Source organism: Rathayibacter sp. VKM Ac-2835 (assembly GCF_013266705.1).
GTDB lineage: Bacteria > Actinomycetota > Actinomycetes > Actinomycetales > Microbacteriaceae > Rathayibacter.
Genome location: NZ_JABSNQ010000001.1, coordinates 53,880 through 80,535, shown reverse-complemented (window position 1 = coordinate 80,535; position 26,656 = coordinate 53,880). Strand labels below are relative to the sequence as shown.

The following is a 26,656-nucleotide window of genomic DNA, read 5'->3' as shown; positions in this document are numbered from 1 at the left end:
GGCTGGTAGCGGGGGTCTCGATACGCCGCTTCGCGGCTGCTCGACCAGCATGAGGGGCCGCTGGGCGGCTGCTCGACCAGCATGAGCTGAGGGGACGGTGCCCCGGGAGGCGAGGAGAGGAACATGGAGCGGACCGGGAGGCTGGTGCTGCACGGCGCGCGGAAGGTGGACGCGGAGGGGACGGTCGCGGACTTCTGGCTGCTCGCGGTCGACGGCGTCGTCGCCGAGGTCGGCACCGGGCGCGGCTGGGGGCGGGTGGCCGAGGGAGCGCGGGTGCAGGACGCGGACGGGCTGACCGCGACTCCCGGGTTCGTCGATCTGCACGTGCACGGCGGGGGCGGGCGCAGCTTCGACGAGGGGTCGGACGGGATGCGGGCGGGGCTCGCACTGCACCGGGCGCTCGGGACGACGCGCTCGCTGGTGAGCCTGGTCTCGGCGCCGCTGGCCGCGCTGGAGGCGTCGCTGGACGCAGTCGCGTCGCTGGCGGCGGAGGATCCGCTCGTCCTCGGCGCGCACCTGGAGGGGCCGTTCCTCGCGCCGTCGCGCTGCGGGGCGCACGACCCGGAGGCGCTGATCGCGCCGACACCGGACGCGGTCGAGCGGCTGCTCGATGCCGCGCGCGGGGGACTCCGGCAGATCACGATCGCGCCCGAGCTGCCGGGAGCCCTCGCCGCGATCGAGCGGCTGAGCGAGGCGGGGGTCGTCGTCGCCGTCGGGCACACCGAGGCGGACGCGGCGACGACGCGCGCGGCCATCGAGCGCGGCGCACGGCTGGTCACCCACGCCTTCAACGCGATGCCGGGCATCGGGCACCGGGCGCCGGGACCGATCCCGGTGGCGCTGGCCGACGAGCGGGTGGTGCTGGAGCTGATCCTGGACGGCGAGCACGTGGACGCGGACGTTGCGCGGCTCGCGTTCGCGTCGGCGCCCGGACGGATCGCGCTCGTCACCGATGCGATGGCGGCGGCGGGAGCGGGCGACGGCGCGCACCGGATCGGCCGGCTGCGGGTGGACGTGCGGGGCGGGGTCGCGCGCCTCGAGGGCACCGCGACGCTCGCCGGCTCGACGCTCACGCTCGACGCCGCGCTCCGCCGTGCCGTCGAGGCGGTCGGCCTGGGGCTCGAGGCCGCGGTCGGCGCCGTCACCGCGACTCCCGCGCGCGTGCTGGGCGCCGGGGACCGGCTGGGGTCGCTGGCGGTCGGCCGGGCGGCCGACGTGGTGCTGCTGGACGACGCGCTGCAGGTGCGGGCCGTGTGGGCCGCGGGCGAGCCGGTCCCGACGGCCTAGACCCTCCGGAGCACGAGCCGCAGCGGCGTGCCGCTCCGCAGATCCACCGAGAGCGTCCGCGGGTCGACCCGGAGCACTCCGGCCGTCGCCTCCTCCGGCTCGACGTCGACCGGCAGCCGCACGAGCACGCGCTCGCCCAGCCGGGCCGCCGCGGCCTCGGCGGGACTGCGGAGCACGCAGTCCACGGTGTCGGGCGTCCAGGCGAGCGACTCCACCCGGAGCGCGCCGCGCAGGTGCAGACCGGCGATCCGCCCCGCCGCCCAGCGCGCGGGAAGGGCGGGCAGCAGGTGCAGCGTCGTCCCGTCCGAGTGCGCGAGCATCTGCGCCACGAGGGCGGGCAGCCCGCCTGCGGCGTCGACGTTGACGATCGCGTCGGCGTCGTGGGTCGGCATCATGTTCGGGCGCCAGTGCAGGCGGGCGAGCCAGTCGACGCACTGCAGCGCCGCGTCCGCGTCGCCGAGGGTCGCGGCGGCGACCCCGGCCTGCACGAGACCGAACGCCATCTCCATCCGGCCGGGCGGGGCGGTCGGCTCCTCGGCGCGCCAGCGCAGCCGGGCGCGGACCGCCTCGAGCGCCGCGGCGCCGACAGCGGGATCGGCGGCGGCGGGGTCGCCCTCGTACCACCACGGGTAGAGGTGCGAGGCGTGCCGGTGCTCCGGTCGGTCGGAGAGCACCGGATCCTGCCATTCGGCGAGCTGCCCGTCGGGGCCGGCGCGGTAGCCGGGCAGCCGCGAGGCGAACGACTCCCACTCGTCGGCGGTGGTGGAACCGCCGGGCGCGACCCGCCGCTCGATGCGCGCGGCGAGCAGCAGGGCGTCGCGGATCATCGCGACCTCCGAGGTGGCGTCGCGCGTGATCGGCGTCTCCTGGTCGCCGGGGTGGTTCTCGGGGGAGTAGCCGGGCGAGACGTGCGCCGTCCCGTCCTCGTCGAGCACCAGGGCGTGCCGGTAGCAGGCGACGACCTCGCGGGCGAAGGGGCGGGCCCACTCGCGGAGGAACTCCTCGTCGCCGGTGCTGGACCAGTGGTCCCAGGCGAGGCGGAGGATCCAGCCGCCGCCGCCGAGCCAGTACTGCAGCGGGTACTCGGCCGTGAAGTGGTTGGCGCGGCCGTGCCCGGAGATCCGGGTGGGCAGCAGGAAGCCGGGCGCGCCGAGGATCCGCTCGGCGTTGAGGCGGTAGTCGTCCTCGAACTCCGCGACGGCGGTGAAGAAGGAGCGCAGCAGCTCGGGGGTGCCGGTCGTGCCGAGCGAGGCGACGCCGCCGTTCTGCACATTGCCGTTGAGCGTGTAGTCGGAGGACCAGGCCGGCGCCCAGGAGCCCGCCCAGACGCCCTGCAGGCTGGCGGGCAGCTCGCCGGTCGCGGCGACGATCGCGTGCCGGCCGGCGGCGAAGGCGCGCTCGACGAGCTCGTCCGCGGCGGCGGGATCGGCGCGCACCTCCTCGATGCTGCGCGGGGTCGCGGCGGCGAGCGAGAACGAGCAGGCGCCGACGAGCCGCTCGTGCGAGGTGCTCGCGGCGGCGTAGCGGGCGAGCACCGGCGGGGCGACGGGGGCGGGCGCGGTCGAGGTGACCGAGACGCGCAGCTCCAGCGCGAGCTCGTGCGCGCCGGAGACGCGCCAGGCGGGCCAGGGCGCATCGCGCTCCCGCTCGACGGACTCCTGGCCCCGCAGCAGGCGCGCGACGACGAGGGCGGAGCGGAAGCCGGTGGGGCGCGGGTGGCGCGGCACGGTCTCGAGAGCGAGGGTCTCGCCGCCGTCGACGGCGCGGACCAGGGCGTGCTCGCGGTGGTCGCGCGGGGCGTCGGGGCCGAGGTCGGGCGTGGTCGGCTCGTCGGCGGGGGCGAGCTGGAGGAGGCCGGAGAAGGGCGAGTCGGCGCGCACCGTGACGAGGAGCCGGTCGGCGCCGCGGTCCGCTCGGACGCTGACGGAGAGGCCGGTCGGGAGCGTCAGAGCCGCGGTGCCTGTCGTGTAGTCGACGGAGCGCCCGCGGGCGCCGCCCGAGGACCCGGTGGTCAGCTCGAGTCGCAGCACCCCCGCGGGCACCAGCGGGTCGGCGTCGAGCAGCGAGCCGTCGTGCCCCTCCTCGGCCCAGGCGCAGGTGTGCCACTCCTCGATCCGGGCCGCATCGGCGGCGTTCACCGGGGCCTGCGCGAGCAGCGCCCGGATCGCGGGCAGCAGCGGCGCGAGCAGCGGCGGCCCGACCAGCGGGTCGACCGGCAGCCGCAGCCGCTCGTGCGAGAGCGAGACGACCGCGCCGCCGTCGCCGTCGAGGCCCTCATAGAGCGCCGCGCCGGTCGTCCCGGTGCCGACCATCAGCCCGGTCTCCCAGCCGGTGGCGGCGGTGCTGCCGTGGAAGCCTCCGGAGCCGTCGACGGTACTCATCGGGGTGCTCATCGGCGAGCTCATCGGGGCGCGATCGCGAGCCGCAGGCGGCGCGGCTGGGTCGTGGAGCCGCCGAGGAGGATCCGGGTGCCGGCCACGCGGTCGGCGCCGCCGACGTACGTGAACATCTCGCCGTCGTCGAAGACCGGCGGGACGCCGTCGCCCGGCTCGGTCTCGATCGAGAGCACGGCGGAGTCGGTGGCGACGGTCGCGGTGGCTCCGTCGAGCCACCAGCCGTCCTCGAGCGCCGCCGCGCCCTCCACGAGCGCGTCGCCGTCGACGACGAGCTCCAGCGCGTAGCGCGTCTCGAGCCCGGTGAAGGAGACCCGCACGTCGAGCCCCGTCTCGTCGACCTCGACCGCCACCTCCGTCCGCAGCTCCACCTCGAAGCGCTCGCGGCGGGTGAAGTCCATCACCGAGAAGAAGCGGCCCTCGCTGTCCGGGACGGCGGTGACGGCGGGCGCGTCGGCGCCGAGCGTGTCGTAGTAGCCCGAGACGCGCCGCTCGACGAGCACCCCGCCGCGCTCGGTCTGCTCCAGCGTCTGCGGGCGCGCGCCGCCGAGCGAGAAGAACGCGGGCGAGACGCGCAGCGAGCGCAGGACCAGCCCGTGCGCGCGGGCGCGGACCAGGGTGGCGGAGTTGGCGAGACCGGAGCCGATCCGGCCGGTGCTCGCGAAGTCGCTGCCGGCCGAGACGGACGCCGAGAGAGCGCCCTCCCGGCGGCGGAGCAGCCGGCTGACCGGGTAGGAGCGCGTCACCGAGCCGGGCATCGGCGCGGGCGCGGGCAGCAGTCCGCCGATCTCCGGGCGGCGCAGCAGCTCGGCGAGGTGCCGCTCCGGCTCGCGCAGTGCGCGGCCGAGGATCTGGCCGACGATCCGGGCCGCGTCCGCGTCGCCGTCCTCGATCGCGAGCAGGCGGTAGGGCGAGAGCAGGTTCTCCACGTCGTACGGGATGGTCTGGTCCTGTCGGCGGGAGTGCACGCACTCGATCTCGCCGTCGTCCTCGACCAGGCCGGCGATCGCGCGGAGGTTCCGCCGCACCGGCTCGAGCAGTGCCGGCCGGTCGAGGTCGTGCGCCAGCGTCAGCAGGCTCGGGTTCGTGACCTCGGTGGCGTAGACGGCGCTGCGCTCGCTGTACTGCCCGTCGGCGTCGATGTCGACGCCCTCGGCCAGCCAGGCGTCGGCGCGGTCGAGCAGCGCCGCGGCGAGTGCACCGGAGGCGCCTCCCGCCGAGCGCCCGCCGTGCACGTGCACGGCGAGGGCGGCCAGCGCGCTGGCGAGCTCCCAGCGGTGGTTCGGCGTGTGCACGCCGCCGGCCAGCATCGCGGGCGAGGCGGCGACGGCGATGGCGGCGAGACCGTCCCGGACCGCGTCGAAGCCGGCCGGTCGGTAGCGGTCGAGCAGCTCGAGGCAGCCGCAGAGGTCGTTGATCGTGAACGCCGTGTCGGGCGGCGAGGCGAGATTGCCGCTGCTCGAGAACAGGCCGCTGCCGAGCTGCTGGGCTTCGAGGTGCTGCAGGTACGCCGCGGCGGCGACGCGCGACTCCGGGCCGTCGTCGCCCTCCGCGACGGCGAGAGCGACCAGGGAGGTGATGGCGCGCATGGTCGGGCGCGGGCCGAGCCCGGTGAGCGGCCGCCGGGAGCGCGCGACGAACTCGTCGCCGCGCACGCGGGCGTCCGCGACCAGCCGGGCGGCGTAGGGGGCGTCGTCGACGGTGATCACGGGGTCTCCTCGGGGGAAGGGGCGGACGCGGGGGAGAGGCGGAGGCTCACGACCTCGAAGGGCCGCAGCTCGAGCGCGATCCTGCCGGCGGTGACGTCGAGCAGCGCCGTTCCCTCGGCGTCGCGGTCGAGCAGATCGACCTCGCGGACGGCGGCCAGCGGGTGCGCGACGACGAGCGCCGTGCGCACTCGCCCGCCGAGCGCCTCGTGCAGCCGCACGATCACGTCGCCGCTGCGGTCGGACGCGAGGGTGACGGTGTCGACGACCACGGCCGGGTCCTCGACGGCGACGAGCGCCTCCGGGATCGACCCGCCGAGGACGACGCGCGGCGCGGTGCTCGCGGCGAAGCCCGCGCGGACGGCATCGGCGATGCCGGGCGCGACCGTGAGCGTGCTGAGGAACTCGTGCTCGCCCTGGTCCGCCTCCGGATCGGGGAAGGTCGGCGCGCGCAGCAGCGACTGGCGGACGACGGTGCTCACGCGGCCGTCGTCGATCGTGCGCTGCACGTCGTAGCCGTAGACCGCGTCGGAGGCCACGGCGACGCCGAAGCCCGGCTCGCCGACGTGCAGCCAGCGGTGCGCGCAGATCTCGTACTTCGCCGCCTCCCAGCTGGTGTTGGTGTGCACGGGGCGGCGGACGTGGCCGAACTGCGTCTCGGCGGAGGAGTGCTCGGCGTGCACGTCGAGCGGGAAGGCGAGCTTCAGCAGCTTCCGCCGCTCGTGCCAGTCGACGACCGTGCGGATCCGGACCGCGGGCTCGCGCGGATCGAGGGCGATCGTCTGGGTCGCCGTGCTGCCGGTGCGACCGAAGCCCCGGCGGACGACGACGCTCGCGCCGTCCTCGCCGAGCTCGACCGTGCCGTCGACGAGGTCGACGACGGTGCCGCGGTAGGCGGCGTCGAGGTCCCAGGCGTCCCACTGGTTGGGCTCGTCGCGGTGCAGCTGCAGCAGGTTGCCGACCCGGCCCGCGGGCAGCAGCTCGCGGCCGGAGGCGCGGTCGACGATGCTCGAGAGCTGCCCGGTGGCCGTGACCACGACGACGAGGCGCGGCGACTCGAGGACGAAGCCCCCGCCGTCCCCGCGGACGGAGAGCCCGTCGACGGCCGCCGCGACTGCCCCGCCCCGCGCCGGCACCCCGCCGACGACGACCGGTGCCGCGTTCACCGCGATCCGCCGCTCGCCCGGCCCGACGACGAGCGCGAGCCGCTCGGCGATCATCCGCTCGAGCGCCTCCGTCACCTCGGCGTGCGTGCGCTCGGCCTCGCGGTGCACCCAGGCGATCGCGGTGCCGGGGAGGATGTCGTGGAACTGCAGCAGCAGCACCTGCCGCCAGAGCGCGTCGAGCTCGTCGAACGGGAACGGGACGCCGTGGCGCAGGACCGCGACGCTCGCCCAGTACTCGGCCTCGGCCAGCAGCCGCTCGTTGCGCCGATTGCCCTGCTTGGTGCGGGCCTGCGAGGTGAGGATGCCGCGGTGGAACTCGAGATACATCTCGCCGGACCACACCGGCGGGTCGGCGTACTCGGCCTCCGCGGCCTCGAAGAAGTCGCGGGCGGAGGAGAACTCGAGTCGCGGCGAGCCCTCGAGATCGGACTGCAGCCGCGCGAGCGCCATCATCTCGCGGGTGGGCCCGCCGCCGCCGTCGCCGTAGCCGAACGGCATCAGCGAGCGCGTCGCCCGCCCGTGCTCCTGGAAGTTCCGGACGATGCGCGCCAGCTCGGTCGGCCGGAGGTCGCCGCTGTAGGTGTTCGACGGCGGGAAGTGCGTGAAGATCCGCGAGCCGTCGAGCCCCTCCCAGACGAAGGAGTGGTGCGGCATCGCGTTGGTCTCGTTCCAGCACATCTTCTGGGTGAAGAACCAGCGCAGCCCCGCCTTCCGCAGCAGCTGCGGCAGCGCGGCCGGGTAGCCGAACGAGTCGGGGAGCCAGCCGACCTCGCTGATCGCGCCGAACTCCTCCTGGAAGAAGCGCGCACCCTGCTGCAGCTGGCGCACCAGCGACTCGCCGGAGGGCATCGTCACGTCGGACTCGACCCACATGTTGCCGACCGGCACGAAGCGGCCCTCGCGGACCCGCTCGAGAATGCGGGCGAAGATCCCGGGGTGGTGCTCCTTCATCCAGGCGAACTGCTGGGCGGAGGAGCAGGTGAAGACGGCGTCCGGGTCGCGGTCCATCAGGTCGAGCACGTTGGAGAAGGTGCGGGCGCACTTGCGGACGGTCTCGCGGGTCGGCCAGAGCCAGGCGGAGTCGATGTGCGCGTGGCCGGTCGCCGAGATGCGGTGCGCGGAGTGCGCGGCCGGCGCGGCGAGCAGGGGAGCGATCAGCGCGCGCGCCTCGGCGACGGTGCCGGCGAGGTCGTCCGGGTCGAGGGCGTTCAGGGCCCGGGTCAGCCCGGCGAGGATCTCGTGCCGGCGCGGTTCCGTCGGCGACAGCTCGTCGTGCAGTCCGCGGAGGACGCTCAGCTCGAGGCCGAGGCGCTCGGCGACGGTGTCGACCAGCACGAGGGAGAAGCGGCCGAGCCGGTAGAGCGGATCGGCCGGCGCGGTGGCGCGGTCGCCGAAGGGGGTGGGGGCGAAGGCGCCCGGGCCGGCGAAGTCGTTCCCGCCGGTGAGGTCCGGGTTCGACGCACCCTCGACCCAGATCAGGAACGACTCCCCGGGGGCGGCGTCGAGCGGAACGTGGTGGTTGCGCGGTTCCAAGCCCTTGAGCACCCGGCCGTCCGCGGCGCGGGCGAGGCCCTCGCACTGGAAGCCGGGCTTGGCGCGGTCGAAGCCCAGGTCGAGCGAGAGCTCGATCCGGAACCGATCGCCCCCGTCGCCCCGGCCCGTGTCGCCCCAGGCCGCGGGCACCGTCCCGGTCACCCGGAACCAGGTGGTGTCCCAGGCGGCGCCCCACGGCGCTCCCGGCTCGATCGTCTCGTAGTGGTTCCGCGGGTCGCTCGCGCTCTCGAAGCCGACCGGCTCGCCGAGCGCCGTCCACGCGGCGACGGCGAGCGGGATCCGCTCGGCCGTCGCCGCGAGGGGCAGGCGCTCGGCGAGGAAGCGGTCGACGCGGGCGGCGGCCTTCAGGTCGTCGTGGTGCATGACTAGTCGCGCAGCCCCGCATTGACGTCGGACCCGGTGATGTACTTCTGGAACACCAGGTAGATCGCCACCAGCGGCAGCATCGAGAGCACCGAGGCGGAGAGCAGGATCGCCCAGTCGATGTTCTGCGCGCCGATCAGCTGGCGCAGCGCGATCTGCAGAGTGAAGTTCTTCGGGTCGCTGAGGATGATCAGCGGGAAGATGTAGTCGTTCCAGCGCCACTGGAACGAGATGATCGACAGCGTCAGGATGATCGGCTTCGACAGCGGCAGCATGATCCGGAAGAAGATCGAGAGCTCGCGCGCCCCGTCGATCCGAGCGGCGTCGAGCAGCTCGTCCGGCACCGTGATGAAGAACTGCCGGAACATGAAGACGCCGGTGGGCGTGAGGATCGACGGCATGATGATGCCCATCAGCGTGTTGTACATGCCCAGGTCGCGGACCACGGTGAAGACCGGGTTGAGGATGACCTCGCCGGGCAGCATCGTCGTCGCCAGGATGCAGAGCGCGAGCACGCTCAGCCACGGCGACTTGTACTTGGCCAGCGCGTAGCCGGTCGTCGCGCTGAAGAAGACGGTGAGCAGCGTGGTCAGCGACGCGACCACGAAGGTGTTCGAGAAGTAGCGGATGAAGTCGACCCGCTCCAGCGCGCGCTGGTAGCCGTCGAGGGTCCACTCGCGCGGCAGCAGCGAGAGCGGGTAGGTGAAGAGGTCGCCGCCGCCCTTGAACGAGCTGAGCAGGAACCAGAGCAGCGGGAAGAGCGTGAGGATCGCGATCGCCCAGAGCATGGCGGTCGGGCCGATCGAGCGGCGGAACTCGCCGGTCTTCTTCCGGGTCATCGGCGCGGGCGCGGCGGGCGTGCGCCGGGAGCGCGTCGTGCGGGCGGGGGCGGGGGTCGTGGTCACCATGCCTGGCTCCTCTTGCTGATGGCGAGCTGGACGGCGGCGATGATCAGCAGGATCACCAGCAGCACCATCGAGGCGGCGCTGGCGTAGCCGACGTTCGACTGCGCGAATCCGGTCTGGAAGATGTACTGGACGATGAGCTGGTTCTCGGTGCCCGGGCCGCCGTTGTTGAGGGCCTGGATCATCGCGAACTCCTTCATGTGCCCGAGCGTCGAGAGCAGGACCACGAGCAGCGTGGTCGGCGCGATGCCGGGGAGGGTGATCGAGACGAAGCGCTGCCAGGGGTTCGCGCCGTCGAGCTCGGCCGCCTCGTAGTGCGAGGTCGGCACGTTGTTCAGCGCCGCGATGAACAGCAGCATGTTGAACGCCGCGCCGCCCCAGGCGGAGGCGAGGATGACGACGAAGAGCGAGAGGTCGGCGTTCGAGGACCACGGCACGGCGCCGCCGCCGAGCGAGGTGATGGCGAAGTTGACGAAGCCGAAGCTCTCGCCGAACATCCAGCGCCAGATGACGCCCGCGACGATGGGGGAGACCAGCCAGGGCAGGAAGAAGATGATGCGGGCGCCGATCTTGCCCTTGGCCCGCGCGTTGTTCAGCGCGACGGCCATCAGCAGCGAGAGGCCGCAGGCGAACGGGACCGAGAACAGCGCGTAGACGAGCGTGCGGCCGACCGCGGCGTAGAAGACCGGGTCCTGCGCGAGCGCCGTGTAGTTGTCGAGGCCGACGAACTCGATGTCGCCGAAGCCCCGGTACGAGGTGAAGGAGTACATCACGCCGAGCGCGCCGGGCCAGACGAAGAAGAGGGCGAAGAGGATCGCGACGCCGACCGTCAGCAGGACGGTGCTGACGACGTAGCGGGGGCGGCGCACGGGGCGCTTGCGCGAGCCCTTCGATCCGCGACCCGCGCCGGGGACCGTGAGGACCGCCTCCGGTGGCGAGGACGGCGTGACGAGCGGCTGGACGGTCATGGTGCTCTCCTGATCGGGTGGTCCTGCGAGGGGGAGGGCGGTGCGGGGAGGACCCCGCACCGCCCGGTGGGGGACCTACTCGCCGAGGGCGGCCTGGGTCGTCGACAGGATGTTGTCGATGGTCTCGTCGACGCTCTGCTGGTCGTTGAGGTACTTGATCGTCTCGTCCTTGAGCGGCTCCGACTGGAGGAACTTGCCCTCGTAGCCGCCGATCAGCTGGTCGACGGTCTGCAGCGAGGAGACCGCGGGCGAGGCGGCGATCTCGGCGTTGTAGAGCGCGAACGCGTCCTGGTTGGCCGGGTAGTTCATCTCGAGGCCGGTGACGGCGGGCAGGCAGCCGGCGATCTCGCAGTACGCGGAGTACTGCTCGGGCTGGTAGAGCCAGTCGATGAACTTCTGGGCCTCCTCCTCCTGGCCGGTGCCGTCGAAGGCGACGATCCACGAGGCGGCGCCGTAGTTGGTCGCCTTGACGGGCTGCTGCGGGGTCGGCACCGAGGCCCACTCGAACTCGGTGATGTTGGACTGGAAGTCCGCGATCTGCCAGACGCCGGAGTAGTAGGAGACGACCTGGCCGCTCTTGAAGGTCGCGCTGGCGTCCTCGCCCGCGGTCCAGACCGACTTGGGCATGAAGCCGTCGTCGTTGAGCTTCTTGAAGTACTCGAGCGCCGTCTTGGTCTCGTCGTTGGCGGTGAAGGTGCCGTTGTCGTCGACGATGCCCTCGCTGCCGAACTCGTAGAGGAAGGAGCGCAGGCGGTGCGCGGAGTTGTCCATCACCATGCCGTACTGCGCGCCGGTGGCCGCCTGGACCTCCTCGGACTTGGCGACGAACTCGTCCCAGGTCCAGCTCTGCGTCGCGTCGGTGGGGTAGGAGACGCCCGCCTCGTCGAAGAGCGACTTGTTGATGAACATGCCGACGGAGGTGAGGCTGGTGGGCAGCGCCTTGACCTTGCCGTCCTCGGGGTCGGGCACGGCGAGCAGCGGCAGGATGTCCTGGTCGGTCGCGATCTGCGACAGGTCCAGGATCTGGTCCTTCCACAGCGGGTCGACGTTGGCCGCCGCGGCGAGGGCCGGCAGGTCGTTCGCCTGCGCGCTGTTGCGCAGTCGCGTCGTCAGGTCGTCGCCCGGGACGTCGACGATCTCGACCTCGACACCGGTCTGCTCCTGGTAGAGATCGGCCATCTTCTGGTAGCCGCCGCCCTGGGTTCCGTCGCCGGAGAGGACGAACTGGAGCGGGTCGGAGGCGCCGGCTCCGGAGGAGCCGTTCGCGCACCCGGCGAGAGAAGCGATCAGCACTCCCGTGCCGAGGAGCGCCAGGGTGGCGCGTGCTGTCTTCTTCAACGGAACACCTTTCATGTGTCTGTCAGTCGACGAGGCGCGGGCGCTTCGTCGTCGAGGCGGTAGTGCTTTCTTATCAATACGACCCATATAGGTCAACAAGAATCTTGACGGGGCCGGAAGTCGTGATCGGGCCGTAACTCGCGGAAACAGCGCCGTAACGCGGAGGTGTGCGAGGGGCGTTGTATCGCGCCGGCTGCCTTGTCCTGCTGGCCGAGAGATGCTTTCATGCCACTGTGACGCAAAATCCTCCGCACGCCGCAGCCCGTCTCGTCGGTGTCGACGTGGGCGGGACCAAGACCCACGTCCGCCTCCTCGACACGGACGGAGCGGAGGCGGATCTGGTCCTGCCCTCGAGCGCCTGGCGCTCGGGCGAGCTCTTCGCCGACCCCGAGAACCTGCCGCGGCTGGCCGAGGTGCTGCTGCGCCTCCGCCCGCTCGCCGAGGACGCCGTGGTGGTCCTCGGTGTGCACGGCTGCGACACCCCCGGGCAGATGCGCGAGGCGACGACGACGCTCTCCCTCCGCCTCGGCCGGCCCGTCACGGTCGTCAACGACGCCGAGCTGCTGGGCTTCGCGGAGCAGGAGGGGCACTGCATCCAGATGATCGTCGGCACCGGCGCCGTGATCTGCGGGACGACGGCGGAGGGCGTCCGGATCACCGTCGACGGCCACGGCTGGCCGCTCGGCGATCGCGGCAGCGCGCACGACCTCGTCTCGACGGCGCTGCGGGAGACCCTCGTCGCGTGCGATCGCGGGGAGATCGACGACCCGCTGATCGGCGCCGTCCTCGCCGCGTTCGGCGCGAGCGACGCCGCGACCCTAGCCGCGGAGGCGACGCGCCTCGCCGGCGGGGCGTCCTGGGGCGCCTACGCTCCGCTCGTCTTCGAGAGGGCGGCCGGCGGCTCGGCCCTCGCCGCGCGGATCGTCGAGGACGCCGCGCAGGCGCTCGCGGCCGGTGTCGCCTCGCTCGTGCGCCGCGGCGCGATGGGCTCGCTCGTGGTGGCGGGCGGCGGCGTGATCGTCAACCAGCCCTCCTACGAGCAGCGGATCCGCGAGCGGCTGGCCGAGGAGGCCCCGCAGCTGGAGTTCGTCGTCGTGCGGCGCCCGCCGGTGGTCGGCGCGCTGGCGCACGCCCGCGCGCTCGCCGCGGCCGACCGCACCCTCTCGGAGGTGGCCTCGTGAGCCTCACCGGCACCTCCGGCGCCACCGCCTTCGCGCCCGGCACCACGGTCCGCGTCTTCGACTCCTTCGCCGAGGCCTCGCGCGCCGCCGCCGACCTCGTCGCCGAGCGCGTCCTCCGCGACCCGGCCGCGGTGCTCGGCGTCGCCACCGGCTCGACGCCCTCGCTGCTCTACCGCGAGCTCGCCGGCCGCGTCGCCGCGGGCCGGATCGACTTCTCCGGAGTGAGCGCCTTCGCGCTCGACGAGTACGTCGGCATCGCCCCGGGCCACCCCGAGAGCTACCGCGCCGTCCTCGATCGCGAGGTCCGGCTCCCGCTGCGGATGGGCTCCGTGCACGTCCCCGACGGCACTCGCGCGGACGGCGAGCAGGCGGGGCGCGACTACGACGCCGCGATCCGGGCGGCCGGCGGTGTCGCGCTGCAGATCCTCGGCATCGGCGGCAACGGGCACATCGGCTTCAACGAGCCCGGCACCCCGCACGACGTCGGCACGCACGTCGTCCGGCTCGAGCGGAGCACCCGGGAGGCGAACGCCCGCTTCTTCGACGGACGCCTCGAGCAGGTGCCGGAGTCGGCGATCACGCAGGGGATCGCGACGATCCTCGCCGCGCGCTCGCTGGTGCTGCTCGCCTCGGGCGCGGCCAAGGCGGACGCCGTCGCGCGTGCGCTGCTCGGCCCGGTCGACGTCGACTGCCCGGCCTCGGCGCTGCAGGGGCACCCGGACGTCACGGTGCTGCTCGACCGCGAGGCGGCCGCGCTGCTGGGACGCGACCTGGGCTGAACCGGGCCCTCAGCTGAGGTAGGTCGCCGTGCGCGAGCGGGCGATGATCAGCTGCGCGACGCCGACGAGCGCCGCGTCGGCGCCCAGCTCGGCGGTCGCGACCCGCGGCGGGATGGTGATCCGGCCGACGAGGCGGCGCGTCACCTCCTGGATCGCGTAGTCGGGCTGGCGTGAGAGGTGGCCGGCCAGCACGATCAGCTCGGGGTCGAGCACGGTGCAGAGCGCGATGCAGGACAGGCCGATGTAGTCGAAGACCTCGGCCGCCGGCGCCCGGGCGGCCTCCTCGCCGGCCGCCGCCGCGTCGAGCAGGGCGCCGAGCGCGTTCGCCGCGTCGGCCGCGTGCTCGCGGGCGTAGCTGCGGCTGATCCCCGCGATCCGCGACTCCAGGTCGCCCTGGGTCGTGTACGGGCGCTCCAGGTGCGAGCGCTCGGTGACCAGGTAGCCGATCTCGCCCGCGGCCGAGCGCGAGCCGCGCAGCAGCGCGCCGTCGTGAACGATGCCGGCGCCGACTCCGACGCCGAGGACGTAGGTGGCGAGGCTCTGCGCGCCGCGGCCGGCGCCGCGCGACCACTCGCCGAAGCCGATGGCGTTGGCGTCGTTCTCGACCAGCACGGGCACGCCGACGCGGGCCTTGAGGATGCTGCCGAGCATCACGTCGCTCCAGCCGAGCTCGATCGTGTTCGTGACCCGGCCCTCCGGACCGTGCACGATGCCGGGGATGGTGACCCCGATGCCCGCGCAGGGCTTGCGGATCCGCTGGGAGGCGGCCATCAGCCGGTCCACGATCTCGATGGTGCCCGCGAGGCGGCGGTCCGCGTCGGAGCCGTCGCCGGCGAGGTCGAAGGCGAGGACCTCGTCGCGCACGGTCTTGCCGTCGAAGTCGACGAGGCGGCCGTGCGCCTGCGCCTCGGACACCTCGATCGCGGCGACCACGCGGGCGTCGCCGGCGTAGCGGTAGAGCGAGGACGGCCGGCCGCCGGAGGAGCGCTCGCGGCCGTCGAGCACGATGACGCCCTCGCCGAGCAGGGCCGAGCAGAGCCGCTCGACCGTGGCGGGGCTGAGGCCGGTGTGCCGGGCGATGGCGCTGCGGGAGGAGGGGCCGTGCAGGCGGAGGGCGTCGACGATCGCCGTCCGGTTGATCTCGGTGACGACGCGGGTCGTCGCGGTGCGCGGAACCTTCATCCGACCCTCCCTCGCGGAGTTTCCCAGCATAGTGATGCGGATCGGTGTGCTCGTGCGCGAAGCGGTCAGCGCCGGCGCCACCACCGGCGGCGGGGCCGCGCGGGCTCTTGCGGCTCGGGCGCCGCGAACCGGGCGTTCCGGCGCTCGGTCCAGGCGGAGACCTCCGCGTCGATGTCGCGCAGCGGCGTGACCACCGGCGGGCCGCCGAGCAGCTGGCGGCGCGCCTCGACGACGCGCTTGTTGAAGTCGGCGAGCACGGCCCGCACCTCGGACTCGCGCATCAGCCGGTCCAGCTGCTCGTCCAGCCGCCGGTCCTCGGCGCGGAGCAGGAACGCGGCCGGGCCGATACCGGTGAGGTTCTCGCGCTCGATCTTGCGGCGGATCCACCAGTCAGGGTCGTGGTGCTCGCCGAGGCCCTCCAGCGGCTTCCCGGCGCCGGGGAGGCCGTCGAACTCGCCGCGGCGGATCGCCTGCTGGATCGACGTCTCGATGAACGCGGCGCGGTCCTCCGCGTTCTCGGGCAATGCGCCGGTGCTCTCGTCGCCGGTCTCCGGACGGCCGCCGGCCGCGCGCTCCGCGGCGTAGCGGGCGGCGCGATCCCTGGCTTCGGACATGTCGACCTCCTCTCCTACCAGGCTAGAAGACCGATCCCGCGGAGGGGTGCGCGGCGGTCAGGTGTAGGACCGCACCGACACGTTCTGGCCGAGGGCCGTCCAGTCGAGACCGGGGGAGTCCTCCGGCTCGACGCCGTCGGGATGCACCTGCACCACGACCGAGGTGCGCTGCGACACCTCCAGGTCGCCCGATCCGCTGCAGCCGCTGAAGGGACCGTCGTCGCCGTCGATGATCACGCAGTGGTCGTCTCCGCGAGTCGACGAACCGAGGTAGACATCGACGCCCTCGGCCGTGCCGACGAAGCGCACCGAGTCGGGGTCGATCTGCTCGCTCACGTCGCCGAGATCCGGCAGGACGTCCCGCTCGTCCCGAGTCCGATCGAAGTCCGAGTAGGGCGTCGGCCCAGCGCACCCCGCGAGAAGCGGCAGGGCGAGCAGCGCGATCGCGGTAATCGTGGCTCCTCTGCGGGAGTGGTTCCGTGGCATCGCGTCCCCCTCGTGCTCCGGTCCGCTCACCTTAGGTGCGCCGCACCGTGAAGAACCAGCCGGACAGCTCCTCGTCGCCCTCGCTCCGCCGCGCGAAGCCCATCGCGTAGGCGTGCCCATCGGCGTCGCGCTCCGAGTGCGGCTGCCAGTCGATCTCCGGGACCGGCCTGCGCGTGTCCGCAGTGGAGCGCAGCGGCTCGAGGACCGCGGAGCCGGGCCGGACCGTCCACACGCCGTCGTCGCGCCGGGTCATGCGGGTCCGGATCGCCGCGACGGACTCGACGACGCCCTCGATCCACACCGTGCCGGTCGCCCCGGTGGCATCGCCGTAGCGGTCGAGCATCCACGGAGTCTCGTCGAGGTCGCCGCCGAAGTAGCCGCCGCGGTGGGGGACGGCGAGCCGCCGGATCCGGTCTCCGACGGCGACGACCTCGCCGTCCTCGTCCAGTTCGGAGGTCGTGCAGAGCGCCTGGAGCAGCGCGTCGTCCGCGTCCAGGCTCACGGCAGGCGGGAAGAAGTCCATTCGGCCACCGGACCATATCGGGGCTGCAGCGCGCAAGGGCGGTCGACTCAGCCCTCGACGAGGGGGTCGCAGTCGCCGGTGCCGAGCAGGTCGGCCGGGTCGTCGCAGGCGTGGCCGGTCCAGCTCTCGCCCTCGCCGGGGCTGAGCGGCTCCTCGAGGCCGCTGTGCCGGTCGAAGGCGCGCGTCGTGTAGACGAGCAGCCGGGTCGCGGTGCCGCCGACGAAGGCGAAGGAGACGATGGGGTCGCCCTCGGAGGTCGGCGTGCTCCAGGCCAGTTCGGCAGCCTCCCCGCGGGCGGACGCGTCCACGAGGCAGGCGCCGGCCTCGGCGGGGAGCTCCTCGCCCTGCTCGAGGACGTACTCGCCGCAGGTGCCGGTCGCGTCGCCGATGCTCACGATGCCGCCCGCGTCGGGGAGTGCTCGCGCCGCGGCGATCGGATCGCCCTCGGGGGCCCGCGACTCGGGGGCGGGCGCGGACGCGCATCCGCTCAGCAGGAGCGCGACGCCGAGGGCCGTGGCGAGGAGCGGAGGCCGCGGGCTCACGGGCCGCCGAGCCAGTGGTCGATGCGGTGGTGGTCGGGGGTGAAGCCGTGCTCGACGCCCCAGAGGACGGCCTGGGTGCGGCTGGAGGCGCCGATCTTGCCGTAGACGCTGCGGATGTAGGACTTCACCGTGTTGGGGCTGAGGTAGGTGAGGGCGGCGACGTCGGCGTTGCTCTTGCCCTGGGTGATCAGGGCCAGGATCTCGGACTCGCGGTCGGTGATGCCCTCGTGGCGGCCGGGCCAGTCGAGGCCGGGGGCGGTGCCCGCGCGGCGGGGCGGCTCACTGACGACGAGGTCGCCGTTCCGCACGGCCTCGAGGGCGGCGACGAGCTCGCGGGCGGGGAGGGTCTTGGAGAGGTAGCCGCGCACGCCCTGCTCCAGCGCGTCGTGGACGAGGTCCGGGTGGAAGTTCCAGGTGTAGACGACGACGTGCTCGGCTCGCGGGTTGCGGACGAGGTCGGCGAGCTCCTGCAGGTCCGACTCCGGCTGGGCGAACGAGTCGTAGAGGACGATGTCGATGCGGTCGGAGAGCGCGGCGTTCGCGTCGATCTCGGCGACGACGACGCGGTCGCGGTAGTGGTCGAACATGTGCGCGAGGCCCTTGAGCACCACGTCGTAGTCGTCGACGAGGGCGACGGTCAGGGGCGTGGGCGGGGACGTGGGCATGGACGGACCGTACCGCGTCGCCGGGCACCGTGACCACACCCCCAGGGGTGTACCGGCCACCCCTCCGCCCCTGCTTGGGTAGGCCATCGGCTCAGCGACCGCAGAGCCCCACCGCACGGCCCGCCGTGCTCGACCGGAAGGTGACACCCGTGCTCGGACTCATCATCAGCCTCATCGTCGTCGGCCTCATCGCCGGGGCTCTCGCCCGCCTCATCGTGCCGGGACGGCAGAACATCAGCATCCTGATGACCATCGTGCTGGGGATCGTCGGATCCTTCGTCGGCGGCTTCCTCGGCTTCCTGATCTTCCAGCACGACCCGATGGAGGGCTTCCTCCAGCCGGCCGGCATCATCGGCTCCATCATCGGCGCGATCATCGTGCTGTTCCTCTACACCCGCTTCGGCGGACGCGCCCGCAGCCGCGCCTGATCGGATGCGGAACGACACGACGCCGGCCCGGGTTCCCCCGGGCCGGCGTCGTCGTGCGCGCTGAGCGCGAACCGTGCCGCTACTCGAGCAGCTTGCCCGCGGTCGCGACCTCGCGGATCAGCGCCTGGATCTCCTCCGGGACCGCGGGGATCTCCTCGCGGGTGATGCCGGTGGACGGCGACCAGACCAGGTTCACCTGCAGCGCCGGGTCGATCTCCGGGTAGTCGCTGCGGTTGTGGCAGCCGCGGCTCTCGCGGCGCTCCAGCGCGGCCTCGAGGGTCGCCCGCGCGGCCATCGCGGCGGACTTCAGGTCGAAGGCGTGCGCCAGGTCCTGGAAGCCGGCGATGTCCGGGTGGATGCCGATGTCGGCGATGCGCGCCTCGATCGCGTCCAGCTCGGCGAGACCGGCGAGCAGGCCCGTCTCGTCGCGCACGACGCCGGCGTGCTCGGTCATGGTGTTGCGGATCGCGCGCTGCAGGGCCCGCACGTTCTCCTCGCCGTCGGCGGCGAGCAGGTCCGCGATCTCGTCGCGGGCGACCTGCACCGACGCTGCGGAGCGGGTCTGCGCGGTCAGCGACGCGGAGTACTCCGCCGCCGCCCGGCCGACGATCCGGCCGAAGACGAGCAGCTCGATCAGCGAGTTGCCGCCCAGGCGGTTCGCGCCGTGCAGACCGCTGGAGGCTTCGCCGATGGCGTAGAGGCCGGGGACGTCGGTGCTGTGGTCGTCCGAGCGGACCCAGACGCCGCCCATCGAGTAGTGCGCCGTCGGCGCGATCTCGATCGGGTCCTTCGTGATGTCGAGCATCTGCAGCTCGAGCATCGTCTGGTAGACGCGGGGGAGCCGGGTCATGATCGTCTCGCGCGGGAGGTGCGAGACATCGAGCCAGACACCGCCGTTCGGCGTGCCGCGGCCCTCCTTGATCTCGGTGTAGCAGGCGAGTGCGACGCGGTCGCGGGTCGAGAGCTCGAGGCGCTCCGGGTCGTACTTGTGCATGAAGCGCTCGCCGAGGCCGTTGCGGAGGATGCCGCCCTCGCCGCGCGCCGCCTCGGAGATCAGCGTGCCGGCCGCGTTCTCGGGCTCGATGATGCCCGACGGGTGGAACTGCACCAGCTCGGGGTCGCGCAGGCGGCCGCCGGCCTCGACGGCCAGGCGGAACGAGTCACCCGTGTTCTCGTCGCGGCGCGAGGAGGTGCGGCGCCAGATCCGGTTGTGCCCGCCGGCGGCCAGGATCACCGCGTCGGCGTGGATGAGGTAGCGGGTGCCGTCGACGAGGTCGAAGCCGTACGCGCCGAAGACGGCGCCGTCCTCGTTGACGAGGATCCGGGTGACGTAGACGGTGTCCAGGATCGGGATCTCGAGCTGCGCCGCCCGGTTGACCAGCGTGCGCTGGATCTCGAGGCCGGTGTAGTCGCCGGCGAAGGCGGTGCGGCGGTAGGTGTGCGCGCCGAAGAAGCGCTGCGAGATGCGGCCGTCGTCCTCGCGGGCGAACGGCATGCCGTAGCGCTCGAGGTCCTGGATGCCGCGGGCGGCGTTGGACGTGACGATCTCGACGGTGCGCGGGTTGGCGAGCAGGTAGGACTCGGTGATGGTGTCGGCCGCGTGCTGCTGCCAGCTGTCGTCGGGGTCCATCGTCGCGAGGGCCGCGTTGATGCCGCCGGCGGCGAGCGAGGTGTGGGCGTCCGACTTCGAGCGCTTGCCCAGCGCGAGGACGTCGACGCCGGCCTCGGCCAGCTCGATCGCGGCGCGGAGGCCCGAGCCGCCGGTGCCGATGACGAGGACGGAGGTGGAGATCCGGCGCTCCGCCGTGGCAGTGGGTGCTGAAGTGGTCATGACTCCACGCTAGGCACGGCGCTTCTATTACTCCAATGCATAAAGCTGGGGCTCGGCATGCGCTTACGCTATGGGCATGAACTTCGAGCAGCTGTCCGGCTTCGTCGAGGTCGCGCGCCTCGGCAGCTTCACCCGCGCCGCGGAGGAGCTGCATCTCGCGCAGCCCTCGCTGAGCCGCCAGATCTCCGCGCTGGAGCAGGATCTCGGCTCCGAGCTGTTCCACCGCGCGCGCTCCGGCAGCACCCTCACCTCGGCCGGCGAGCTGCTGCTGCCGCTCGCGCGCCGCATGCTCGCCGACGCCGAGTCGGTGCGCCGCGAGCTGGCCGAGCTCGCCGGTCTCGAGCGCGGCCGGGTGCGCTTCGGCGCGACGCCCACCCTCTGCATCAGCCTCGTCGCGGAGGTGCTGCACGCCTTCCACGCAGCGCACCCGGCCATCGAGCTGCACCTGGCCGAGGACGGCTCGCGCAGCCTCTTCGACCGGCTCGCGCGCGGCGAGCTCGACCTCGCGCTGGTCACGACCTCGACGGCGGCGGCCGTGGGCGCCTTCTCCGTGACGCCGCTGCTCGTCGAGGAGCTGGTGGTGGTCTCCTCCGCGGCCGAGCCCGCGCTGAGGGACGGCGACGCGATCGATCTGCCGGCCGTCGCCCGCCTCCCGCAGATCGTCTTCAACTCCAGCTACGACCTGCGCCGCACGACCGACGCCGCGTTCTCCGCCGCAGGGCTCGTGCCCGACGTCGTGCTGGAGGGCGCCGAGATGGACGCGGTGCTGCGCTTCGCCGAGCGCGGTCTGGGGGTCGCGATCGTCCCGGCGATGGTGCTGCAGGGCCGCCCCGGACTGCGCTCGATCCGGCTGGAGGAGCCGACTCTCAGCAGGACGATCAGCCTCGCCCGCCCGGCCGACCTCGCGCCGACGGCGGCGGTGCGGGTCATGCGGCGCACGATCGCGGCGACGGCACGGGCGTTCGCCGCCCGGGCGGGCGGGACGATGCGGCTGGCGGAGGGTCAGTCGGAGACGACCGGCTCCTCCGCCGCGATCTCGTTCAGGTAGTTGTAGATCGTGAACCGGGTCACCGCGAGCGACTCGGAGATCATGTCGACCGCGTCGCGGAGCATGAAGAAGCCGCGGTGCTTCAGCTCGAGCACGACACCGACCTTGTGCTTCTTCTTCATCGCGGAGACCGGCACCCCGGCGGCCGCGATCGCCTGGCTGACCAGCAGCGCGGCCAGCTCGTCCACGTCCTTCACGAAGGTCTCGCCGCGGTCGGGCACCGCGGCGGGCGCTCCTGATCCGGCCACCATCTGCGTCACGAGCGACTGGATGGACAGCCAGGCCGAGATGTCGGTGTGCACGCACAGCGCGGCGACCGGGTGGCCGGCGATGTCGCGGATGATCAGCGTCGAGGAGCGCATGCGGTTGCCGTTGGGCAGCGTCGACTCGTAGTTGAGGTTGTAGTCGTCGAAGCCGCGGGCGGCCTGCTCGAGCAGCACGTCGGTCGGCGGATCGCCGATACGGCGGCCGGTGACGTCGCCGTGGATGGCGACGATCGAGTTCGGCACCAGGCTGAGATCGTGCAGCACCACCTCGGTCGAGGTCGGCAGCGCCCGCGCGAGCGGCTCGACGAGCGAGGTGAAGAGCGCGACCAGGCGCTCGCCGTCGACCGTCCTCGGCACGGAGAATCCTGCCCCCGGTGCCGGAGGCTCCGTGCCCGCGGCCCGCTCGACCGCGGTCATGGTGCTGCTGCTCTCATAGCGGTGTCCTTCGTCGACGTCGTCGTCCTCGCCGGGCGGCCGGAGGCGGGTGCCCGGGCGGAGATCAGAGTAACCGTGCCGCCTAGGAGAGCTCGGCGCGGACGACCACCGCGATGTCGCTGTCGCCGTCGCCCTCGCGCTGCACCCGGGTCAGCGTCTCCAGCATCGCGGTCACCGCGGGCAGCGGGTCCGGCGACGAGTGCAGCATCAGCCGTGAGTCCTTGGCGAGCAGGTCCGCCGAGAACTGGGTGTCGGCGAATCCGTCGGCGAGGATCATCGGCCCCTTCATCCCGGCCATGAAGCCGAGACCGGTCTTGTCCAGCATGGCGAGCACCTCCTCGGCGTCGACCCCGTTCGCACGCCCGAGCCGGAACGACTCGACGAGCCCCTGCAGGCTGACGGCGATGGCGAGGTTGGCGATCAGCTTGCCGACCGCCGCCTTGGCCGCCGAGCCGGTCACGCGGATCCGCTCGGGATCGCTCCAGAGCCGCACCAGCGGCAGGACGTGCTCGACGTCCGCCTCCGCGCCGCCGACCAGCACGCCGAGGGTGCCCGCGCGGGCGGGGGCGAGGGTGCCGACGACCGGGCTGTGCACGTAGCGGGTGCCGCGGGCGTCCGCCCAGGCCTGGAACTCGTCGGCGTCGGCCGGGGCGACGGTCGTGACGTCGAGCCACGCCGCCTCGGCGGGGATCGGCAGATCCGCGGCGGTCACGACCTCGCGCACGGTGTCAGGACCGAAGAGCACGGTCATCACGACGTCGGCGCCCTCGACGGCGGATCGGGGGTCGTCGGCCCGCGCGGCGCCGGCGGCGACGATGCGGTCGGCGCCGGCGGGGGTGCGGTTCCAGACGGTGAGCTCGTGGCCGTCGGCCAGCAGGTGGACGGCGAGCTCGTGGCCCATGCGGCCGGTTCCGAGCAGGGAGATCTTCATGACGGGGTCCTCAGGATCGAGATGGAACGGACGTTTCGGCGGCTCACTGCTGGCCGGGCAGGCGGGGCACCGGGGCCGCGAAGCGCGCGGCCGGATCGAGCAGCCGGGCCGGCCGGAAGGTGCGGAGCGCCTCCTGCTCCTCGCCGTCGATCTCCCGCGCCACCCAGTCTCCCAGCGCGAGCGAGAGCGTCACTCCGCTGTGGGTGGCGACGACGTAGAGCGGCGAATCGGGTGCGAGGCGGCCGACCGCGGGCCAGCCGTCCGCCGGCATCGCCCGCTGGCCGACCACGAAGGACTCGATCTCGGCGCCGCCGGCGTGCCGGAACAGCGCGCGGAAGCGGTCGCGCAGGGTCGTCGCCACCTCGGAGTCGAGCCCGTAGCGGCGGGCGGAGTCGGCGTCGGCGTCGAGCACGGTCGACTGCAGCAGGAAGCGGCCACCGCCGGCCGGCCGGACGTTGAGGCCGGTGTGGCTGAGCAGCGGGGCGAAGTCGACGGGGACGGGGGTGGTGACGGCCAGGTAGCCGACCCCCGCGCCACCCACCTCCGCGGTCGAGACCATCGGCACGGGGCTGCCGAGCATCCCGGTGAGCTGCTCGGTCCAGCGGCCGACGCAGCTGACGACGGTGTCGACCTCGAGGCTCGCGCCGTCGGTCGTCCGCACGATCGCGCCCTCGCCCTGCGGCTCGATGGCGGCGACCGGCGTCCGCTCGCGCACCTCGACACCGGCGCGCCCGCAGCGGCGGAACAGCTCGACCAGCAGCAGGGCCGGATGCACGTACCCCTCGCTCGGGAAGAAGGCGACCCGCTGGTCGTCGGGCATCCGCAGTACGGGCGCGCGGCGGCGGGCCTCGGCGGAGTCGAGCCACTCGACCGGGTAGCCGTAGCTCTCCAGGCGCGCCACGCGCGTCTCGAGGTCGCGGGCGTGCGCCGCGTCGACGGGCCACTCCAGGTGCCCGGAGCCGACGAACCAGTCGGAGCCGCCGCCCTGCTCGTGCATCAGCGCGAGACCGCGCAGATTGAGGTCGTAGTACTCGCGCGGCGACTTGCCGTTCGAGTTGATCCAGGCGTAGGACGTGCTCGACGTCCCCGAGCCGACGGTGCCCGCCTCGAGCACGACGACCTCGTGCCCGCGGCGGCCGAGCTCGGCGGCGACCGACAGGCCGACCACTCCGGCTCCGATGACGGCGATCCTGCTGCGGGTGCGGCTCATGCGCGTGCTCCTTCGTCGATCTCGTTCTCCTCCAGCAGGACGCCGCGCAGGAAGGCCCGGGTGCGGGGCTGCTGCGGGCGGACCAGGACCTGCTCGGGCGGGCCCTGCTCGACGACGACGCCGCCGTCCATGAAGACGACGTGGTCGGCGACCTCGCGGGCGAAGGCGATCTCGTGGGTGACCACGATCATCGTCATGCCGCTGTCGGCCAGGTCGCGCATCACCTCGAGCACCTCCCCGACGAGCTCGGGGTCGAGCGCCGAGGTGGGCTCGTCGAAGAGCATCACCTTCGGCTGCATGGCCAGGGCCCGGGCGATGGCCACCCGCTGCTTCTGGCCACCCGAGAGCTGGTTCGGGTAGGCCGTCGCCTTCTCGCGCAGACCCACCCGCTCCAGCAGCGCGTGCGCCTCGCTCCGGGCCTGGGCGGGAGCGACACGCTGGATGCCGACGCGGCCCTCCATGATGTTCTGCTCCACGGTCAGGTGCGGGAAGAGGTTGAAGCCCTGGAAGACCATGCCGATCTCCTGGCGCTGCCGCGTGACCAGGCGCTCCTTCATCTCGTAGAAGCGGCCGTCGCGCTCGATGTAGCCGATCAGCCGGTCGTCGACGAAGACGCGCCCGCTGTCGATGCGCTCGATGTGGTTGATGCAGCGCAGCAGCGTGGACTTGCCCGAGCCCGACGGGCCGAGCAGGCAGGTGACCTTCTCGCGCTCCATCGTCAGATCGATGCCCTTGAGCACCTCGAGCGAGCCGAACGACTTGTGCACGCCCTCGAGGCGCACCATCGGAAGGGTCTCGGTGATCACGGCTGTCCTCCTGTGGTCGTGGGTCCTGCGGCGGCGGGGGTGGAGGCTCCGGAACTCCGCCGCTGCAGGCGCACCGCGGCCTTCCAGAAGCCGGTCCGGCCGGCGCTCGTGGGCCCGTGCCCCTGGCCGAAGTGCCGCTCGAGCAGGTGCTGACCGGCGGTGAGCACCGTGGTGACGAGCAGGTACCAGATCGAGGCGACGATCAGCAGCGGCACGGTCAGGTAGTTGACGGCGTAGATCAGCTGCGCGGAGTAGAGCAGCTCGGGGAAGGCGACGACGCTCACGATCGAGGTGGTCTTCAGCATCGAGATGACGTTGTTCCCCGTCGGCGGCAGGATCACCCGCATCGCCTGCGGCAGGATGATCCGGCGCAGGATCCGCGCCCGGGTCATCCCCATCGCCTGGCCGGCCTCGCGCTGGCCCTGGTCGATGGAGGCGAGTCCGCCGCGCACGATCTCGGCCATGTAGGCGCCCTCGTTCAGGCTGAGTCCGAGCACCGCCGCGAGCCACGGCGTCATCAGCTCGCGCATCTCGGCTTCGACGAGCGGGCCGTCGGCGAACGGCAGCCCGATCGACACGGTCGGGTAGAGCGCTGCGATGTAGCCCCAGAAGAGCAGCTGCACGAAGAGCGGAGTCCCGCGGAAGAACCAGATGTAGAGCCAGGCGATCTTCGAGAAGACCGGATTGGTCGACTCCCGCATGATCGCGACGAGCACGCCCAGCGCGATGCCGACGATCATCGAGATCGCGGTGAGCTCGAGGGTGTGCCAGAGCCCGGTCAGGATGCGGGACGAGAAGAGGTACTGCCCGACGACGTCCCAGTGGTAGTTCTCGTTCGTGACCACCGTCGAGGCGAAGCCGGCCAGCAGCAGCAGGAGGATCCCCGCGACGATCCGGCGGCCCCAGTGGCGCACGGGCACCACGGTCATCGCGGGCGGCGCGGTCCGCTCCTGGGTGCGGGGGAGCAGGTCCGTCATCAGCTGTTCGCTCCGTTGACGACCGACTCCTCGATGGCGATGTCCTCGAGGCCGTACTTCGCGATCAGCTCGTCGTAGGTGCCGTTCGCCATCAGCTCCGTCATCGCGGCGTGCACGGCCTCGGTGAAGGCGCCGCCCTTGGGCAGCGCGACGCCGCCGGGGTTCGGGTTCTTCGTCGCGGGGCCGGCGATCTCGAAGGCGTCGTTCGCCTGCTGCGCGAGCACGAGCGGCGGCACGTCCGCGAGGACGGCGTCGACCTGGCCGGCGGTGAGGGCGAGCAGGGCCTCCGGGGTGCCGGCGAAGACCGCCTCGGTCGGAGCCTCCTCGCCCTCCGCGGCGCAGGTCTCGGCCTGCGGCGGGAGCATCGTCGACTGCTGGAGCGAGCCGCGGTTCACCGCGACGGTGGCACCGCAGAGCGCGGTCGCGGTGAGGTCCATCGGGTTCCCCGCCTCCACGAGCGCGACGGTGCCGTTGTGGTAGTAGGTGACGAAGTCGACGACCTCCTCGCGCTCCTTGGTGTCGCCGATCGAGTTCATCGCCATGTCGTTCGTGCCGGACTGCAGCGAGGGGATGAGACCGTCGAAGGAGGTGATCGAGAACTCGACCTCGAGGCCCATCAGCGCGGCCATCTCCCGGGCGAGATCGGCGTCGAGCCCGACGAGGGTCTCGCCGTCCTCCTCGGAGATCGAGCCGAACGGCGGGTAGGCGCCGTCCAGGCCCATGCGGATGACGCCGGCCTCGGCGATGTCGTCGGGGACGAGCGCCTGCACGTCCGGGTCCACCTCCGACGCGACGCCGGCGGAGGAGCCGGAGCCGGCGGAGGACGCGTCGTCACCCGCGCTGCACGCCGTCAGCGTCAGCAGGAGGGCGGCCGTTCCGGCGGCGGCGGACAGGCGGAGCAGGGAGCGAGAGGACATGATGACCTTCCAGGGCGCACGGGGGGAGGAATTACTGCTTCTGTTGAGAGTGCAGCAATTCTTACCCGAGCCGTTGAAGTGAAGCGCGCACGAAGCGGTTCCAGGGCCGCTCTTTTACACAGCAGTAACAAAAAGAGCCTCCACGAAACATGAAG

The 26,656-nt window shown here is 72.9% G+C and carries 24 protein-coding genes; 5 read left to right on the top strand and 19 right to left on the bottom strand.

Annotated elements, in window-relative coordinates; genetic code table 11:
- Positions 1-123 precede the first annotated feature (123 nt).
- The gene (locus HRK28_RS00375; RefSeq protein ID WP_173250028.1) at positions 124-1,287 is read left to right on the top strand and encodes an N-acetylglucosamine-6-phosphate deacetylase; all 1,164 of its coding nucleotides are present in this window, start codon (positions 124-126) and stop codon (positions 1,285-1,287) included.
- Here the strand turns inward: HRK28_RS00375 and HRK28_RS00370 are convergent.
- From HRK28_RS00370 to HRK28_RS00345, 6 genes are all read right to left on the bottom strand, one after another.
- Positions 1,284-3,668 carry a glycoside hydrolase family 95-like protein gene (locus HRK28_RS00370; RefSeq protein ID WP_173250026.1) on the bottom strand — a complete coding sequence of 795 codons (2,385 nt, stop codon included), beginning with the start codon at positions 3,666-3,668 and terminating at the stop codon, positions 1,284-1,286. The genes HRK28_RS00375 and HRK28_RS00370 overlap by 4 nt on opposite strands.
- 20 nt (positions 3,669-3,688) lie before the next feature.
- Entirely contained in the window at positions 3,689-5,389 is a 1,701-nt protein-coding gene (locus tag HRK28_RS00365; RefSeq protein WP_173250024.1) for a hypothetical protein, read from the bottom strand.
- Complete coding sequence (locus tag HRK28_RS00360) at positions 5,386-8,469, bottom strand: glycoside hydrolase family 38 C-terminal domain-containing protein (RefSeq protein WP_173250022.1); 3,084 nt, start codon at positions 8,467-8,469, stop codon at positions 5,386-5,388. The genes HRK28_RS00365 and HRK28_RS00360 overlap by 4 nt, the downstream gene beginning before the upstream one ends.
- Before the next feature lie 2 nt (positions 8,470-8,471).
- Positions 8,472-9,377, bottom strand: a complete 906-nt coding sequence (locus HRK28_RS00355; RefSeq protein ID WP_254304487.1) for a carbohydrate ABC transporter permease — start codon at positions 9,375-9,377, stop codon at positions 8,472-8,474.
- Positions 9,371-10,342 (bottom strand): carbohydrate ABC transporter permease, encoded by a 972-nt coding sequence (locus HRK28_RS00350; RefSeq protein WP_173250020.1) that lies wholly within the window; start codon positions 10,340-10,342, stop codon positions 9,371-9,373. The genes HRK28_RS00355 and HRK28_RS00350 overlap by 7 nt, the downstream gene beginning before the upstream one ends.
- 75 nt (positions 10,343-10,417) lie before the next feature.
- Positions 10,418-11,680: an ABC transporter substrate-binding protein gene (locus tag HRK28_RS00345; RefSeq protein WP_244231597.1), complete on the bottom strand. Its 1,263-nt coding sequence runs from the start codon at positions 11,678-11,680 to the stop codon at positions 10,418-10,420.
- 233 nt (positions 11,681-11,913) lie between these two features.
- Between HRK28_RS00345 and HRK28_RS00340 the strand changes: the two genes are divergently transcribed.
- Both HRK28_RS00340 and HRK28_RS00335 read left to right on the top strand, forming a co-directional pair.
- A complete protein-coding gene (locus HRK28_RS00340; protein ID WP_173250018.1) occupies positions 11,914-12,861 on the top strand; it encodes a BadF/BadG/BcrA/BcrD ATPase family protein in 948 nt (315 codons plus the stop codon).
- Positions 12,858-13,640 carry a glucosamine-6-phosphate deaminase gene (locus tag HRK28_RS00335; protein WP_173250016.1) on the top strand — a complete coding sequence of 261 codons (783 nt, stop codon included), beginning with the start codon at positions 12,858-12,860 and terminating at the stop codon, positions 13,638-13,640. The genes HRK28_RS00340 and HRK28_RS00335 overlap by 4 nt, the downstream gene beginning before the upstream one ends.
- Positions 13,641-13,649: 9 nt before the next feature.
- Here HRK28_RS00335 and HRK28_RS00330 read toward each other — a convergent pair whose 3' ends face one another.
- The 6 genes from HRK28_RS00330 to HRK28_RS00305 form a co-directional block, all read right to left on the bottom strand.
- Positions 13,650-14,822, bottom strand: a complete 1,173-nt coding sequence (locus HRK28_RS00330; RefSeq protein ID WP_173250014.1) for an ROK family transcriptional regulator — start codon at positions 14,820-14,822, stop codon at positions 13,650-13,652.
- Positions 14,823-14,887: 65 nt separating this feature from the next.
- Positions 14,888-15,436: a DUF1992 domain-containing protein gene (locus HRK28_RS00325; RefSeq protein ID WP_160089207.1), complete on the bottom strand. Its 549-nt coding sequence runs from the start codon at positions 15,434-15,436 to the stop codon at positions 14,888-14,890.
- 57 nt (positions 15,437-15,493) lie between these two features.
- A complete protein-coding gene (locus HRK28_RS00320; RefSeq protein ID WP_173250012.1) occupies positions 15,494-15,772 on the bottom strand; it encodes a hypothetical protein in 279 nt (92 codons plus the stop codon).
- A 181-nt stretch (positions 15,773-15,953) separates the two neighbouring features.
- Positions 15,954-16,445, bottom strand: a complete 492-nt coding sequence (locus HRK28_RS00315) for a hypothetical protein (protein WP_173250010.1) — start codon at positions 16,443-16,445, stop codon at positions 15,954-15,956.
- Positions 16,446-16,492: 47 nt separating this feature from the next.
- Positions 16,493-16,987 (bottom strand): hypothetical protein, encoded by a 495-nt coding sequence (locus tag HRK28_RS00310; protein ID WP_173250008.1) that lies wholly within the window; start codon positions 16,985-16,987, stop codon positions 16,493-16,495.
- Positions 16,984-17,652 (bottom strand): response regulator transcription factor, encoded by a 669-nt coding sequence (locus HRK28_RS00305; protein ID WP_173250006.1) that lies wholly within the window; start codon positions 17,650-17,652, stop codon positions 16,984-16,986. The genes HRK28_RS00310 and HRK28_RS00305 overlap by 4 nt, the downstream gene beginning before the upstream one ends.
- Positions 17,653-17,801: 149 nt before the next feature.
- On the opposite strand from HRK28_RS00305, the gene HRK28_RS00300 reads away from it, so the two are divergent.
- The gene (locus HRK28_RS00300) at positions 17,802-18,080 is read left to right on the top strand and encodes a GlsB/YeaQ/YmgE family stress response membrane protein (protein ID WP_123445883.1); all 279 of its coding nucleotides are present in this window, start codon (positions 17,802-17,804) and stop codon (positions 18,078-18,080) included.
- Between the two features lie 79 nt (positions 18,081-18,159).
- Here HRK28_RS00300 and HRK28_RS00295 read toward each other — a convergent pair whose 3' ends face one another.
- Positions 18,160-19,911 carry an L-aspartate oxidase gene (locus tag HRK28_RS00295; protein ID WP_173250004.1) on the bottom strand — a complete coding sequence of 584 codons (1,752 nt, stop codon included), beginning with the start codon at positions 19,909-19,911 and terminating at the stop codon, positions 18,160-18,162.
- A 76-nt stretch (positions 19,912-19,987) separates the two neighbouring features.
- On the opposite strand from HRK28_RS00295, the gene HRK28_RS00290 reads away from it, so the two are divergent.
- Entirely contained in the window at positions 19,988-20,959 is a 972-nt protein-coding gene (locus HRK28_RS00290) for a LysR family transcriptional regulator (RefSeq protein WP_173250002.1), read from the top strand.
- Here the strand turns inward: HRK28_RS00290 and HRK28_RS00285 are convergent.
- From HRK28_RS00285 to HRK28_RS00260, 6 genes are all read right to left on the bottom strand, one after another.
- Positions 20,914-21,582, bottom strand: coding sequence for a transcriptional regulator (locus tag HRK28_RS00285; protein ID WP_208543655.1), 669 nt, complete (start codon positions 21,580-21,582; stop codon positions 20,914-20,916). The two genes, HRK28_RS00290 and HRK28_RS00285, sit on opposite strands and share 46 nt — an antisense overlap.
- A gap of 160 nt (positions 21,583-21,742) precedes the next feature.
- Positions 21,743-22,591, bottom strand: a complete 849-nt coding sequence (locus HRK28_RS00280; protein ID WP_173250000.1) for an NAD(P)-dependent oxidoreductase — start codon at positions 22,589-22,591, stop codon at positions 21,743-21,745.
- Positions 22,592-22,634: 43 nt separating this feature from the next.
- A complete protein-coding gene (locus tag HRK28_RS00275; RefSeq protein WP_173249998.1) occupies positions 22,635-23,801 on the bottom strand; it encodes an FAD-binding oxidoreductase in 1,167 nt (388 codons plus the stop codon).
- Positions 23,798-24,586 (bottom strand): amino acid ABC transporter ATP-binding protein, encoded by a 789-nt coding sequence (locus tag HRK28_RS00270; RefSeq protein WP_173250942.1) that lies wholly within the window; start codon positions 24,584-24,586, stop codon positions 23,798-23,800. Before HRK28_RS00270 ends, HRK28_RS00275 begins: the two co-directional genes overlap by 4 nt.
- A 17-nt stretch (positions 24,587-24,603) precedes the next feature.
- Positions 24,604-25,584 carry an amino acid ABC transporter permease gene (locus tag HRK28_RS00265; protein ID WP_173249997.1) on the bottom strand — a complete coding sequence of 327 codons (981 nt, stop codon included), beginning with the start codon at positions 25,582-25,584 and terminating at the stop codon, positions 24,604-24,606.
- Positions 25,584-26,501: an ABC transporter substrate-binding protein gene (locus HRK28_RS00260; protein WP_173249995.1), complete on the bottom strand. Its 918-nt coding sequence runs from the start codon at positions 26,499-26,501 to the stop codon at positions 25,584-25,586. Before HRK28_RS00260 ends, HRK28_RS00265 begins: the two co-directional genes overlap by 1 nt.
- Positions 26,502-26,656: the final 155 nt, after the last annotated feature.